Annotated in this window: 14 protein-coding genes and 1 pseudogene; 5 read left to right on the forward strand and 10 right to left on the reverse strand. The window is 62.8% G+C overall.

The genetic code is table 11. The annotated features are described in order from the left end of the window. The first annotated feature begins 11 nt into the window (after window positions 1–11). On the forward strand, window positions 12–980 hold the full coding sequence (locus PKKP23_RS21645; protein WP_017776289.1) for a PDR/VanB family oxidoreductase: 969 nt from the start codon (window positions 12–14) through the stop codon (window positions 978–980). An 83-nt stretch (window positions 981–1,063) separates the two neighbouring features. On the opposite strand, the gene PKKP23_RS21650 is transcribed toward PKKP23_RS21645, so the two are convergent. Continuing rightward, window positions 1,064–1,519, reverse strand: a complete 456-nt coding sequence (locus PKKP23_RS21650) for a MarR family winged helix-turn-helix transcriptional regulator (RefSeq protein WP_017776290.1) — start codon at window positions 1,517–1,519, stop codon at window positions 1,064–1,066. A gap of 341 nt (window positions 1,520–1,860) precedes the next feature. Here PKKP23_RS21650 and PKKP23_RS21655 point away from each other — a divergent pair, with 341 nt between their 5' ends. Together PKKP23_RS21655 and PKKP23_RS21660 are read left to right on the forward strand one after the other, a co-directional pair. Continuing rightward, window positions 1,861–2,670: an electron transfer flavoprotein subunit beta/FixA family protein gene (locus tag PKKP23_RS21655; protein ID WP_240659090.1), complete on the forward strand. Its 810-nt coding sequence runs from the start codon at window positions 1,861–1,863 to the stop codon at window positions 2,668–2,670. Between the two features lie 14 nt (window positions 2,671–2,684). Next, window positions 2,685–3,620: an electron transfer flavoprotein subunit alpha/FixB family protein gene (locus tag PKKP23_RS21660; protein ID WP_126878369.1), complete on the forward strand. Its 936-nt coding sequence runs from the start codon at window positions 2,685–2,687 to the stop codon at window positions 3,618–3,620. Between the two features lie 148 nt (window positions 3,621–3,768). Here the strand turns inward: PKKP23_RS21660 and PKKP23_RS21665 are convergent. The 9 genes and pseudogenes from PKKP23_RS21665 to PKKP23_RS21705 all read right to left on the reverse strand — a co-directional run. Further along, window positions 3,769–4,011, reverse strand: a pseudogene (locus PKKP23_RS21665) (LysR substrate-binding domain-containing protein); the annotation flags it as partial. Between the two features lie 9 nt (window positions 4,012–4,020). Next, window positions 4,021–4,734: a GntR family transcriptional regulator gene (locus tag PKKP23_RS21670; RefSeq protein ID WP_126878371.1), complete on the reverse strand. Its 714-nt coding sequence runs from the start codon at window positions 4,732–4,734 to the stop codon at window positions 4,021–4,023. Between the two features lie 182 nt (window positions 4,735–4,916). Further along, complete coding sequence (locus PKKP23_RS21675) at window positions 4,917–5,642, reverse strand: YjbE family putative metal transport protein (RefSeq protein ID WP_126878372.1); 726 nt, start codon at window positions 5,640–5,642, stop codon at window positions 4,917–4,919. 12 nt (window positions 5,643–5,654) lie between these two features. After that, window positions 5,655–7,235 carry a hypothetical protein gene (locus PKKP23_RS21680; RefSeq protein ID WP_126878373.1) on the reverse strand — a complete coding sequence of 527 codons (1,581 nt, stop codon included), beginning with the start codon at window positions 7,233–7,235 and terminating at the stop codon, window positions 5,655–5,657. A gap of 99 nt (window positions 7,236–7,334) precedes the next feature. After that, window positions 7,335–8,429, reverse strand: a complete 1,095-nt coding sequence (locus PKKP23_RS21685; protein WP_126878374.1) for a porin — start codon at window positions 8,427–8,429, stop codon at window positions 7,335–7,337. Window positions 8,430–9,151: 722 nt separating this feature from the next. Continuing rightward, window positions 9,152–10,129 carry an alpha/beta hydrolase gene (locus tag PKKP23_RS21690; protein ID WP_126878375.1) on the reverse strand — a complete coding sequence of 326 codons (978 nt, stop codon included), beginning with the start codon at window positions 10,127–10,129 and terminating at the stop codon, window positions 9,152–9,154. Continuing rightward, window positions 10,123–10,401, reverse strand: a complete 279-nt coding sequence (locus PKKP23_RS21695; RefSeq protein WP_126878376.1) for a 2Fe-2S iron-sulfur cluster-binding protein — start codon at window positions 10,399–10,401, stop codon at window positions 10,123–10,125. Before PKKP23_RS21695 ends, PKKP23_RS21690 begins: the two co-directional genes overlap by 7 nt. A gap of 45 nt (window positions 10,402–10,446) precedes the next feature. Further along, the gene (locus tag PKKP23_RS21700) at window positions 10,447–10,785 is read right to left on the reverse strand and encodes a hypothetical protein (RefSeq protein WP_126878377.1); all 339 of its coding nucleotides are present in this window, start codon (window positions 10,783–10,785) and stop codon (window positions 10,447–10,449) included. Then, the gene (locus tag PKKP23_RS21705) at window positions 10,782–11,087 is read right to left on the reverse strand and encodes a 2Fe-2S iron-sulfur cluster-binding protein (protein ID WP_017776302.1); all 306 of its coding nucleotides are present in this window, start codon (window positions 11,085–11,087) and stop codon (window positions 10,782–10,784) included. The genes PKKP23_RS21700 and PKKP23_RS21705 overlap by 4 nt, the downstream gene beginning before the upstream one ends. 328 nt (window positions 11,088–11,415) lie before the next feature. Here PKKP23_RS21705 and PKKP23_RS21710 point away from each other — a divergent pair, with 328 nt between their 5' ends. After that, entirely contained in the window at window positions 11,416–12,147 is a 732-nt protein-coding gene (locus PKKP23_RS21710; RefSeq protein ID WP_017776303.1) for an iron-containing redox enzyme family protein, read from the forward strand. Between the two features lie 87 nt (window positions 12,148–12,234). After that, window positions 12,235–13,692 carry an aldehyde dehydrogenase family protein gene (locus tag PKKP23_RS21715; RefSeq protein ID WP_126878378.1) on the forward strand — a complete coding sequence of 486 codons (1,458 nt, stop codon included), beginning with the start codon at window positions 12,235–12,237 and terminating at the stop codon, window positions 13,690–13,692. Window positions 13,693–13,695: the final 3 nt, after the last annotated feature.

Consider the following 13,695-nt stretch of genomic DNA (forward strand, 5'->3'; position numbering starts at 1 on the left):
TCAGGAATTTTATGAGCGAATTACCGCTGACCAAGGTCCGCGTCAAGTCCATGACACTGCTTGCGGATAGCGTTGTTGGCCTCGTACTGGAGGCGCTGGACGGTCGCGACCTGCCCGCCGCAGGCGCTGGCTCGCATGTTGATGTCAACCTGACCGCAAAGCTCTCCCGAAGTTACTCCGTCGTGCGCTGGGATGGCTCGCCAAAGCGTTATGAAATCGCGGTCGCCAGAGACGCCAGCAGTCGTGGCGGGTCGAGGCACATTCACGAAACGCTGCGCGTGGGCGATGTCCTGCAGATCGGTGAGCCTCGCAATCTGTTTGCGCTGGTAGAGAACGCGAGCTTGAGTGTGCTGTTCGCTGGCGGCATTGGAATTACGCCGCTCTGGTCCATGGTGCAGCGACTCGAAGCACTCGGACGTCCCTGGGTACTGCACTACGCGGCGCGTGACCGTGGCCGGGCTGCGTACATGTCGGATATCGAACAGCTATCTGCGGCTTCGGACAGCGGCAAACTGCACGTCTATTTCGACAACGAGCCAGGCGGACAACGGCTGGATATTGCGACGGTTCTTCGCGAAACCCCGAGCGATGCGCATGCATACTGCTGCGGCCCCCAGTCGATGCTTGACGCGTTCGAAGCGGCAGCGGCGGGCCGGCCTGCGGAGACGGTACATCTGGAGCGGTTTGCACCCGCGCAACAACAGGGTGCCAGCCGGGACTTCACGGTTGTACTGGCGAAATCGGGGCAGTCATTCGAAGTTCCGCATGATCAGTCGATTCTTGACGTGCTGCTCGAAAACGGCGTCGACGTTCCGTATGGCTGCATGCAGGGGGCCTGTGGGCTTTGCGAGACGCGCGTCCTGGGTGGGACGCCTGATCATCGGGACAGCGTGTTGTCTGCGGAGGCCCGGGCTGCCGGGCAAAGCATGCTCATCTGCTGCTCGCGAAGCGCGACCCCCCTGCTGATGCTGGACGTGTGATTTTCTTTTCGCATCGTCCAGCCTGTCGAGGACGTTGGCAGCCGCCTGCGCGTCGACAGCGTGCAGGAGGTGAACTGCCAGCTTCAAGGTGTGGCCGGGTCGAGTTCCACAGCCTGCCTGGCGAGTTGGGCACTGCGCACCCGGCTCATCAGGATGCGCAGACTGGCGACATCTTCACCACTGAGGCAACTAAAGAAGTCACGTTCGGCTTCGTCGATCCGGGATTCGCACCGGACCAGAACCTTGCGTCCCGCTGCAGTGGACGAGATCAGCATGGTGCGCTTGTTGAGCTGGGTCGATTTCCGTTCGACGAGTTTCTTGGCCTCAAGCGCGCGGATGAACTCGCCCATGGACTGTGCCGTCATCATCGTCTTGCGTGCCAGGTCGGCCGACGATACGGGCTCGTGGTGCGCAATCAGGTTGAGGACCATGTATTGACCAGCCGTGATGTCGATCGCCAGCAGACATTCGTCGAGCCTGCGACGAATGAGTTGCTCGACTTGCTGGATATAGAAGAAGGTGCGAGCGCTAACGGACATCGGATCCCACTTGTTGTCTTGGGGCTCGGGCCCATTCCGAGCGTTGGATCAGAAGAGTATACCGCCATTCCGGATAACGAAAATGGTCCGTTAGGTAGAGAAAAGCCGGAACCGTTCGGCGAGGTAAGGGCTGATGGGCCATTGGGCGCCGCGGTGACGCTGGAGTCCGGCGGCAGCACACCGGGCGGGCAGAAGAAGCCTGTTACCAGTATTTCCTGAATCAGCAGAACGGGCGCACAAATGACTCGAATCCTGGCGCCGCTTACGCGGAAGAATTCCGAGGGGCTTCAGACCAGTCAGCGGACTGGCGCCGGTCCCCTGACGACAAACAAGGAACGGATATGAGGGTGTTAGTCGCAGTCAAGAGAGTGGTCGACTACAACGTGAAGGTCCGCGTGAAGACGGACGGCACGGGCGTCGACATTGCAAACGTGAAGATGTCGATGAACCCGTTCGACGAAATTGCCGTCGAGGAAGCCGTGCGCCTGAAGGAAGCGGGCGTGGCGACCGAGGTGATCGCGGTGTCGGCGGGCGTGGCGCAGGCGCAGGAGACGTTGCGCACGGCGCTGGCCATCGGCGCGGACCGGGCCATCCTGATCGAATCGAACGAAGACCTGCAGCCGCTCGCTGTGGCGAAGCTGCTCAAGGCCCTGGTCGACAAGGAACAGCCGCAGCTGGTCATCCTGGGCAAGCAGGCCATCGACGACGACTCCAACCAGACCGGCCAGATGCTTGCCGCACTCGCGAACCTGCCGCAGGCGACGTTCGCCTCGAAGGTGACGGTTGCAGACGAGGGTGGGCAACTGCGGGCCACGGTGATGCGCGAAGTGGACGGCGGTGCCGAAACGCTCTCGCTGAAGCTGCCCGCCGTGGTCACGACCGACCTGCGCCTGAACGAGCCGCGCTACGTGACGCTGCCCAACATCATGAAGGCGAAGAAGAAGCCGCTCGAAACCATCAAGCCCGAGGACCTCGGCGTGGATGTGACGCCGCGCCTGAAGACGCTGAAGGTTGCCGAGCCGCCGAAGCGCTCGGCCGGCGTGAAGGTGCCGGACGTGAAGACGCTGGTGGAGAAGCTGTCGGCCTCAGTTAGTGCTTTAGCACTTACTGGGGCCCCATGCAGGGCGAAGACCGAAGCGAAGGTGCTGTAAGGGAGCGACGACAAATGACGATTCTGGTAATTGCGGAACACGACAACGCGACCGTGAAGGGCGCGACGCTGAACACGGTGGCGGCTGCGACGAAGATCGGTGGCGACGTGCACGTGCTGGTAGCCGGCCACAATGCGCAGGGCGCGGCCGAAGCCGCAGCGAAGATTGCGGGCGTATCGAAGGTCCTGCTCGCCGATGCGCCGCAGCTCGAAGCGGGCCTCGCGGAGAACGTCGAGGCGACGGTACTGAACATCGCGAAGGACTACTCGCACATCCTCGCGCCGGCCACGGCCGCGGGCAAGAACGTGACGCCGCGCATCGCGGCGAAGCTCGACGTGGCGCAGATCAGCGACATCACGGCCGTGGTCAGCGCCGACACGTTCGAGCGTCCTATCTATGCGGGCAATGCGATTGCAACGGTGCAGTCGGCGGACCCGATCAAGGTCATCACGGTGCGCACCACGGGCTTCGACGCCGTGGCAGCCGAAGGCGGCAGCGCGTCCATCGAGAAGATCGAGGCAGCGCCGGACGCCGGCATCTCGCAGTTCGTGAGCCGCGAAGTGACGAAGCTTGACCGTCCCGAGCTGACGAGCGCGAACATCATCGTCTCGGGCGGCCGGGGTCTCGGCAGCGGCGAGAACTACACGAAGGTGCTGGAGCCGCTCGCCGACAAGCTGGGTGCAGCGCTGGGCGCCTCGCGCGCGGCGGTGGACGCGGGCTACGTGCCCAACGACTACCAGGTGGGCCAGACGGGCAAGATCGTGGCGCCGCAGTTGTACGTGGCGGTGGGCATCTCGGGTGCGATCCAGCATCTGGCCGGCATGAAGGACTCGAAGGTGATTGTCGCGATCAACAAGGACCCCGAAGCACCGATCTTCAGCGTGGCCGACTACGGCCTCGTCGGTGATCTGTTTGCGCTCGTGCCCGAACTCGTCGCCACGGCCTCGTAAGCGGCAAGGAACAAGCGGACGCCCGTCACCGCAGCGTCCACCTGTTTGCACGGCGATGAAAACTGATGTGCTGGCCCGATTGCTGCCCATGTTGGTCTCCGCTGCCCTTGTCCTGGGCCGGGGGGGGGGCTGCTCCTGCCGCGACCGGCTAGCGAAACGCGCTCATTTGCGACGAGATCATCTGCAGCATCTTGTTCGACGCAACGGACAACGTGCGTCCCACACGCGTCACGAGATGCGCTTCGGCGTTCTGAAGGATCGGGTGTTCAATGGGAATGGCCTTCAGTTGCCCAGCCTTGAGTTCGCCGACAACAGCAAAAGCCGGTAGCACCAGGATCCCGAGTTCGGAAAGGGCGAACTGCTTCATGATGTTGATGGAGTTGGTCGTGACCCCGCAACGCTATTTGGACGTTCTATCGAGATAACGTTGAGCCGCGCGGATCACGTGCCGCTCCGCGAGCAGCGCAGCGAGTGCCGCGTCGCCGGACTGGACGGCGCGCAGAATCGCCGCGTGCTCTTCCCAGGTCTGCCGTATTTCGTCTTCCGCCGCATTCACGAACAGCATTCGCGTGCGATCGCGCAGCGTTCGCATGAGGTCGGCGAGCATGGTGTTTGCACCCGCTGCATAGAGAAGATCGTGAAAGCGGGCATTGAGGTCGAGCAGTTTCGCCGTTTCTCCAGATGCCATCTTGGCATTGCCTTCGGCCAGAACGTCGGCGACCTTGCTGGCGAGTTCGGGGGTGCAATGCTCCGCGGCCAGTCGGGCGTTTAGCCCCTCGAGGGTAGCCCGGATCTGCACCATTTCGCGCGCGGAAGCGGGGTCAAGCGATGCAACGATTGCTCCGTGGCGGGGCCTGACTTCGACCAGCCCCTCCGCAGCCAGCGCACGCAAGGCCTCGCGAACGGGTACACGCGAGACGTTCAGTTCTTCCGCGATGCGCCCTTCGATGAGACGCGTGCCCGGCGCATAGGACCCTGAGGTAATGGACTCCCTGATCCGCGCGGTGACCAGTTCGGACAGCTGGCGGTGAAGAATCGGAGCGGAACCGGGCCGCTCCCGATTGTCTGCCGGATTGCCTGCCGTTGTCGCTGCGATATCCGACGGTGTGTTCATTGGGCGTTCACGCTCGTTAATGCGGCCGGATTGCCGACTATACAAAATCAATCGCCAATTCTAGCGCACTCCCGGTTTTTTGTAGACAGTACACTCGCGCGGACCATTGACCGACGCGACAGGCAAGCCGGCCGGCGCAGCGCCGGCCGGCTTGCCTGAGCGGCGCTCGCCCACCGAGGGCATTACCCCGCGTGCACGCGGCTCGCAGCCACACGGCCCAATAGCGGAACGATGATTGCCGCCGCAATGCACGTCAGCGCGCTAACGGTGGCGAGACTCAAGCCCGGAATCAATGGGAGCAGCCCGCGCAACACGCCGCGAGCCGTGGGGTCCGCCAGCACCAGTTCGCCAGCGATCCAGCCGAGGAGGCCCGCGCCAGCGTATACAAGTGCCGGCACGCGCTCGAGCACCGCAAGGATAAGCCGGCTGCCGAACGCAATGACGGGGGCGCCCATTGCCAGACCCACGAATGTGACGACGAGCTGAGACTTCTCCGGTAGCGACTGGGCCACCGCGGCCGTGGCCAGCGCGTTGTCCAGGCTCATCGCGAGATCGGCCCACATGATGGTTGTCACCGCTCGCCACAACGCGGTGGTCTGGCTGACAGATGCACCGTCCTCGCCCGGTCGTACGAGCTGCACGCCAATCCACATCAACAGCGCTGCGGCGATCAGATGCATGAAGGGGATGGCGAGCAGCTTGCCGATCACCCCGATCAGCACGACCCGGAGCACGATGCCAAGCCCGGTGCCGAGCAGGATCCCGAGACGCTGCTGCCTTGCGGGGAGGGAGCGGCAGGCCATTGCGATGGCGATGGCGTTATCCCCCCCTAGCAGCACGTTGACGAAGACAATCTGGATAGCCGCCCAGCCGTCATGCGCCAGCGTTTCCGAAACGAACAGGGTCATGGAAGGTACCGTTCAACTGATCGCCACGGCGAAAAGGGTGGCGGCGATCAGGCCGCAGACCACGGGCACGAAAAGGGCACGCACCGCGTCCAGCACCGGCACGCGCGCGAAGCCCGTGACGGCGATGAGCGAGGACCAGGCAACGAGCGTCCCGCCTCCGGTCCACACGGCGCCCATCTGGCCGATGGCGGCGAGCGTGGAAGCCGGCATGTGAGCCATCGGAGCCAGCGCGCCCGACAGCGAGCCAGTCAGCGGAAGACCGGCGAAGCCGGAACCGTCGATGCCGGTGATCATCCCCGTCAACAGCACGCCGAACGACACGAGTATCGGGCTGTGCGGAATGAACTGACTGCACGCCTGGACCAGTTCGAAGAGCAGCGATGGGACGTGGGCGCCGGACTCGATGCCGAGGATCGGACCCGCGGTGCTGCTGTCGCCGACGAAGAAGAACCCGGCAATCGGCAGCACGGCGCCCATGGCCTTGAACGCGAACACGAAGCCATCGATGATGTGCGACGCTGTGCGGTCGAGGAAGCCTTTGCGTCCGTAGGAAAGCGTCGTCAGCATCATCAGGACTGCTGCCATTCCGCCGATCAGCGAAGCCGCATCGCCGCCGCGAATGACGGACGCTCCGACGAGATCCGGCCGGGTCATCACGATCACCACCGCAAGGAACGTAAGCGGCGTGATGATGGAGAACACCTTCGACCACATTCCCCTTCTTGGCGGGAACACGGTATCCACCATCGACGGCAGCGTGAGCACTGCCGCCCCGGAGGAAAGGTCCGGCACGGCTTCGCCGACATCTGTGGTGTCGTCGTGTGCCCCGCTCGTGCTGCGTGCGAGTTCGGCTTTTGCAAAGCTGCCTTGATGAGCCTCGGGCTCGCTGCCCGGGTACAGCTCGCCCGAGAATTCCCATTCGGTCAGATTTTTCGCGCCGGCTTCCTTGACGTTCTTGCGCACCGTGAAGTACCAGCAGAGACCAAGTGCAACAGCGCCCGCAACGATGGACAGCAGCAGCGCGGTGTTCGCTACGGGCAGCATGTCGGTTCCCGCCGCCTTGGCGCTGATACCGGGCGCAACCTTGATCACGTAATCCGACGACAGGGCCATCCCCTGGCCGGCAATGGCAATGGCGACCGCGGCGCCCAGTGGAGGAAGTCCTGCATAGATCGCTGCTGGAATAAGAATCGCGCCGACCAGCGGCACCGCCGGCGTTGGCCAGAAGAACAGCGAAATCAGGTAAGTGATCAACGCGAGAATGAAGAAGGCCGCGTGACCGTTGACCATGATCTTTCTGAATGGCCGCACCATCCTCACGTCGGCGCCGATTTCTCGCAGCCCGTTGAGCAGGGCCGTCATCAATGCGATGACCAGAAAAATGTTGAAGAGCTCGTGAGCGGCGGTCAGGCTGCCCATGAAGATGGCCTGCAACGCGGTGAGTACCTTGCCCGAGTACGCGAGCGCCACAGCGAAGGTGGCGAGAATGGCGGGAACGACAACGTTCGCGCGGAAAATCATGGTGACGACAATGGCCACTACGCCGACCAGATAACAGAAGTGGGCCGGCGTGAGGGCAGTGAGAGGGTGCATGAGGAACCTCGGCTCGGATAGTGGGGTGTGCAGACAACGTGGTTTTGTGGGGCGGCCTCTTTCGAGGACCGTCGGACGCACTTCGGTGCCGCTATACCGTTAGAAGCTGTGCCGCAGACCGACGCCTATCGAGGCCTGTTTCTGGTTGCTCGACGGTTCGATGAACTGCGTGACCTGGGCGACCGCGGCATCGCCCATCGCGCGCTGGAACGTGGCGAACGCATAGAGATCCGTACGCTTTGACAGGCTGTAGGTCGCCGTCGCGTTGTACTGGAGGTAGCGGGGGTCGCCATCGTTGGCGTCGATCTTGCCATCGGTATACGTGACGCCGAGTCCGGCGGAGAACGCCGGGGTAAAGAAGTAGACGCCGTTGACTTCGTAGTTCATGAAGTTGACGTTCTGGCCTTCGAAGCCGGCCTTGTAGGTCGTGCTCGTGATGTCGCCGCCCAGCTTGACCGGGCCGAACCGGTAGGCCGCGCCGCCGCCGACCGTCAGGAACGAATGCGCGACCGTCACGAACTGGCCGATGGCGGAGTTCGTGGCTTTCCAGAACGTCCCGGCCGACCGGTCTCCGGGCTGCCGCGCGTAGGTCATGCCGAAGCCGACATATAACGGACCGTCGTCGTAGCTGCCGCCGATGCTCCACATGCTGTCCTTGCCGAAGCTTCCGGCCTGGCCGCCGAAGCTGTACAGCGCGCTGCCGGTGAACGCCCCGTAGGTTTTCGTGTATTTCACGGAATTGTCGACGCGTACGCCGCGGTTCGTCAGATCCATGTCGCCCGGGTGCTCCATGTAGACGGACCAGTCCGCGGCGGTGAGATGAGCAACGTAATCCACCATCGATTCGTATTGACGGCCGAAGGTCAACGCACCCCAGCGGTCGTTCTGGATCCCGACGTAGGCCTGACGGCCGAACATCAGGCCACCCTGGCCGAGCGATCCGTCCGTGACGTCAAAGCCGTTCTCGAGCCGGAAAATTGCCTGCGTTCCGCCGCCCAGGTCTTCCCTGCCGAGCAGCCCGAAACGGCTGCCGCGCGTCGTGCCGCTGCTCATTGCCCATGTTTTCCCGCCCCCCTGGTTGGTTGTGTACTGAATCGAGGCGTCAATCAGACCATATAACGTGACACTTCCCTGTGCATGCGCGGCGGCGGCGGTGCACGAAAGTACGGCAGCGGTACAGAGCGTCTTGTTCATCGATATTCCTGTCTTGAGAGTGGGTGCATGAAGCTCGGGAATGGGAATCGCCAAGAGGAAATTCTGTACAAAGTATGTCGTATACAAAAAAGTCGAGCGCAAATTTTGATTCGGGTGTACCCCTGGTAGCAGTCGAGCGGATTGCGGAAATTGTTTTGGCGTGCGTCGGAACGGCGTGCTGGCGGCGCACTGTCCATAAAAGCAGCGCGAGTCAGCAGGGACGACGGAATGACCGGTGTAAGAAGGTAAGCCCGGATCTCTTCAGCACTGATCTGTTTTTAAGTACATCGTATACCGTGAGCGGCGCCATGAACTTTGGCGCGTCGACGCTAAGTCACGTCAGGGCTCGGGCGAGCGCGTTCGCCCACGTGGCCGTTCCCTTTGCGTAGTCGCTTCCGTTGCTGGTGCGCCAGCAGTCAGCGGTTTTCTGGCTGGCCTGCGCTGACGGTTTGCCGTGCTCGAAAATCAATGGCGATTTTTGCCGGAATCCTGAGACATGGATTTCTCATGCCGCACGATCACGAAGCTCGGCAAAGCGCGGGCGCGTATCGAATGGTTTTCGCCGATCTCGATCCGGCCGCCGTCACCCATCGCCGGCGACGCCGAGCGTCGTCAAGCTGCTGAACCGCCGATCGCGCAGGCCAGCTGCGAACGGGCGGCAAACGGGTTGCAAACGGGCTGCAAACGGGCTGCAGTCATACGCGTCAACCACGGGAGTGCCGCTATACGGCGACGGCGGGATTTCCCACGTTGCCAATGAAATGCAGGATCTCCCGCCCGAGGTATTCTTCGCCGGAATTGAAATGCGCGACGATCGACGTATGGTTGTGCCCGCGCAATTGAATCAGGCGTGGCGGGACGCCGCGATGGCGTAGCGCTTCCAGAAAGAACTGCACGCCATACTCGTCGAGATACGGGTTCTCGAATTCGGCCACCGCGATCATCAGCGGGACGGTGGATCGCGCGATATGCGTGAGCGGCGAGCGCTCGTGGTAGCGCGTCTCGTCGTCGCCGAAATAGGCGCGTACGGGTTTCGCGTTCGGATTGCCCGGGCGGGTGTCTGCGACCAGCCGCGCGCTGATCAGCACGAGGCCGGCAACGGGCGGCGGCGGAGTTTTGTCCGTGACGGCCGGGTCGAACAGGCAGGTTGCGGCGTGGGCGCCGCCTGCCGAATGGCCGATAACGAAGACCCGGTCCGGATCGATGTTCAGCCTGGCGGCATGCCGATGAACGTAGGCCAGCGCGTCGGCCACGTCCTGCGCTCCTTCGGGGTAAGGCGCTGCGTCGGCGAGCCTGTATTCGACGTTGATCGCGGCAAGCCCCTGCGATGCGAACCAGTAGCAAACGTTGTCGTATATCTCGCCATTGACGCTTTTGTTGCCCCGAACAAACGCGCCGCCATGCACGAATACCACTGCGTCCAGCTTTCCATCGTCGGTGCGGCGGCCGCTTTCCGCGTGACGGGCGGCCGGCAGAAACGTATCGAGCGTGTGTCGCTCGTGGGGGCCGTAGCGCACGTCGCGTTCGACCACGATGCCGTCCCTGGGCGCAGCCGCAACGAGCGGCGTATAGCATTGGATGACGGTCTGGCGATGGCCGAGGATGTCGTGTCCCCAGCGCGGGCCGATGTCCAGCAGCAGGCGGCGCTGGTCGTCGGGCAGGGAGCCCAGCGGCTCGAGGGTCGATCGTCGGGTCACCATGATATGTACACATCCCCGTTCACGAATGTCTGGCAGGCCATGCGGTAGCCTGCCGCGATTTCGGCCGTGCTCAGGTGCCGTCTTTCCTTGTCTTTCACGGCGTCGGTATTTTCAAGACCCCGTTCGACCTTGCACTTGCACGTCCCGCAAAGGCCGCCGCCGCACTTGAAAGGGATTCCGCCTTTTTCGCGCAGGGAAACGCGAAGCAGATTGCTGTTGGGCGGAGCGCTCACGCACTTGTTGTCGTTGCTGAGGAAAGTAATCTGGATCATGCAGAAAGCCTGTTCTGTTCACGTGGCGGGATCGAAACGAAGACGTCACGCGGCGGACACATCGGTTCGCCGCACCAGCCGTGCATTGGAATTGCGCGTGCCGACCAGTACCTGGAGGGCGCTGAACGCGGTGTCGCGGTGGGAGAATTTTTCGAGGAACCGGATCGGCATGTCATTGACCGTCGCGTCGCCCGACTCATCGACGATGCGGATTCTGGCCTCGCCGTACACCGCCGCGATCACGAATGTCGCGAGATGGCGCCCGCAATACAGGTAATCCCATGCCTCGGCAGGCGCCAGTTTGCCGATGGCTTCGGTCCGGTACTGCCCCGGCTTGCTGGTGAGAATTACGTAGGCGACGGGGCTGATTGCCGTGCCGTTCACGTCGTCTCCCGGTCGGTTTGTTCGAGCTCGATGTCGTGCTCGATCCACAGCTGGCAGGCGAGACGGTAGCCCTGCTCCAACCGCTCACCGAGCTGTTTCCTTTCCTTCCAGTTGGGCGGCGGAAGATGTTCGCCGCCGGCATGGACGACACACGCGCATCGGGAGCACTTTCCCATGCCGCACTCGTAACGAAGATGCGGGTAGGGGAACTGCTTGATTCCGGCGCGAACCACCAGATTGGTGTGTTCCTTGACTTCGTCCCGGTAGGTCTGTCCGTCCCGGTGAAATGTGACCATCGGCATTACCGTCCTTCCTCTGCGTCGGATGGGGTGCGATCTGGCGTCGACCAGTCTTGCAGCGAATTGTATCAATCCAATGGAACATTGTATACTTTGTTCGAATCGATCAAGATGGCCGATATGGGCAACCGCGTCATCTCTTCCGTGGTTTGGGTGATAAGCCTTTACCACGGGCGCTTCGACACCTGAATGAGATACCGCTCCCCTGCGCATCTCAACTTTAAAGTATACAGTATTCTTTTGTTCATCTATTCTATCCCCGCTGTCTGCTGTTCGGGCCGCAAGGTCGCGTTCTGCAGACGTCGTTCCCACCAGGATAAGGAGCAAAGAGATGGCCGAATTGATGAATCGAGACGAATTCCGCAAGGCGCTTGAAGAAGCCATCAAGGGCAAGAGCGCCAACAAGGCGCCGTTCAGCGTTGCGTGGGCGAGCGGCAAGCTCAGCCGCGCGCACCTCGCCCGCTGGGCCGAGAATCACTACCACTATGTCGGCCCGTTCGCCGACTACCTCGGTTACCTGTACGCCCGCACGCCCGACCATATGACCGAGGCGAAGGACTTCCTGCTGGCCAACATGTACGAGGAGGAGATCGGCGGCGACCGTCATACCGACCTGCTCATCCGTTTTGCCGAAGCGTGCGGCACGACGCGCGAGCGTGTGATCGACCCCGACAACATGTCGCCGACAACGCGCGGCCTGCAGGCCTGGTGCTACTCGGTGGCCATGCGCGAGGATCCCGTCGTCGCCGTCGCCGCGCTCGTGGTCGGGCTCGAATCGCAGGTGCCCTCGATCTATCGCAAACAGACGCCGACGCTGCGGGAAAAGTACAAGTTCACGGACGAAGAGGTCGAGTTCTTCGACCTGCATATCGTGTCTGACGAGATCCACGGCGAGCGCGGCTACCAGATCGTGCTCGAAAACGCGACTACGCCAGATCTCCAGCAACGTTGTCTGAAGATCTGCGAAATCGGCGCGCAGATGCGCCTGCTCTATACGACGGCGCTCTATTACGACTATGTCGAAAAGGAAATTCCGCTGCCGGAGCTGGGGCTCGCCGCCTGAGTCCGTCCGGGTCGGGCGTTACGGCTCGGCCGTTCTGTTCGTGTAGCGGCGGCCAGGTGAGCGCCGCATAAAAAGGGAAGTGGTGTGATGAGCGAATCCGCAACCGTATTCAAGAACCTGATCGCGGGGGAGTGGACCGACAGCGTCAGCGGGAAGACTTTCGCGAATATCAATCCCGCCGATACCCGCGACGTCGTGGGTCATTTCCAGTCGTCAGTGACAGCGGATGCACGGGCGGCGATCCACGCAGCGTCGGCTGCATTCGCCCCGTGGCGCCGCACGCCGGTCTCCGCGCGGGCCCGAATCGTCAACAAGGCGGCCGACTGGCTCGAGGCCCGAGCGGATGCATTTGCCGTGGAGTTGACGCGCGAAGAAGGCAAGCCGCTCGCGCAGAGCCGGGATGAAATACTCCGGTCGGCTCAGGTACTGCGTTTCTACGCGGTCGAAGCACAGACGTTCACCGGTGAGACGTTTCCGGGCGACGATCCCGACCAGCAGGTGTTCACACAGCGCGAGCCGCTCGGCGTGGTCACCGTCATCACGCCGTGGAATTTTCCGATCTCGATTCCGGCGCGCAAGATTGCCCCGGCGTTGATGGCCGGGAACACGGTGATTTTCAAGCCGTCGTCGGACGCGCCGCTCATCGGCTACCGGCTCGCGGAGGCGTTCGCGCAGGCCGGCATTCCCGCCGGTGTGCTCAATTACGTCACGGGGCGCGCGTCGGACGTCGGCGCGGCGATTACCGAATCGCCGGCCGTGCGGGCGATCTCGTTTACGGGGTCGACTTCGGCGGGCGAGCACATTCATCGGTCGGTGCCGATGACGACGCGCACGCAGATGGAACTGGGCGGGAAGAATCCGCTGATCGTCATGGAGGACGCGGATCTCGACCGCGCGGTGGATCTCGCGATCAAGGGCGGGCTGTCGCTGAGCGGGCAGGCCTGCACGGGCACGAGCCGGCTCCTCGTGATGGAGCCGGTGCGCCGCACATTCACGGAAAAGCTGGTGGCCCGGGTCAAGAGCCTCAAGATCGGCAGCGGCGTCACGCCGGGCATGGACCTCGGTCCACTGGCGAATCGCAGCCAGCTCGACACGGTGCTCGACTACGTGGCGTCGGGCAAGGCGCAGTCGACGCACTTGATCGGCGGGGATCGACTGACGACCGATGGCTTCGAGCATGGCTATTACGTGACGCCCGCGGTATTCACGGACGTTCCGGAAAGCGCGCGCATCTATCGCGAGGAAATCTTCGGGCCCGTGCTCGCCATCGTTGCCGTGACGAGTTACGACGACGCGATCGCCAGGGCGAACGACACCGAATATGGTTTGTCGGCCGCCATTGCCACGTCGAATCCGCGCTACATGCACCGGTTCGCCGACGACATCGAGGCGGGCACCGTCAAGATCAACCGCACGACGACCGGCAACGTGATCAATGCGCCGTTCGGTGGGTTGAAGCGCTCCAGCACCTCGACGTTCCGCGAATCGGGCCGCGCAGGGCTCGAGTTCTACACGCAGATCAAGACGGTCTACCGCGGCCTGTAACGC

Origin of the sequence: Paraburkholderia kururiensis JCM 10599 = LMG 19447, from assembly GCF_003986935.1 — a bacterium.
Lineage (GTDB): Bacteria > Pseudomonadota > Gammaproteobacteria > Burkholderiales > Burkholderiaceae > Paraburkholderia > Paraburkholderia kururiensis.